Here is a 227-nt window from a genome sequence, read left to right as displayed (position 1 = left end):
CGTTCTTGGACCGCACCAGGCCGCCCTCGAGCATCGCGAACCCGCAGGCCATGAAGAACACCAGGAAGCCCGCCATGCAGAACAACAGGGTGGTCATGATGTAGGGGCCGATTTCGTCGAACGAGGGCGCGGCGTCCTGGGCAAGTCCAAGGCTCGGCAGGACAATTGCCGCCGCAGCCAGCGGAAGGAGTTTCGTAAGTTTCATGCGTTGAAGCCTTTCTACGAAG

Annotated in this window: 1 protein-coding gene; it reads right to left on the bottom strand. The window is 60.8% G+C overall.

The features are described 5' to 3' along the window. Positions 1-205, bottom strand: a 205-nt coding sequence (locus tag E0702_RS18565; RefSeq protein WP_205742170.1) for an ammonium transporter, incomplete at its 3' end; no start/stop codon positions are given. Between the last annotated feature and the right edge of the window lie 22 nt (positions 206-227).

The sequence above is a fragment of the Halomonas marinisediminis genome (assembly GCF_004347715.1).
Classification (GTDB): Bacteria; Pseudomonadota; Gammaproteobacteria; order Pseudomonadales; family Halomonadaceae; genus Halomonas; species Halomonas icarae.
This window is presented reverse-complemented; position numbering and strand designations above follow the sequence as displayed.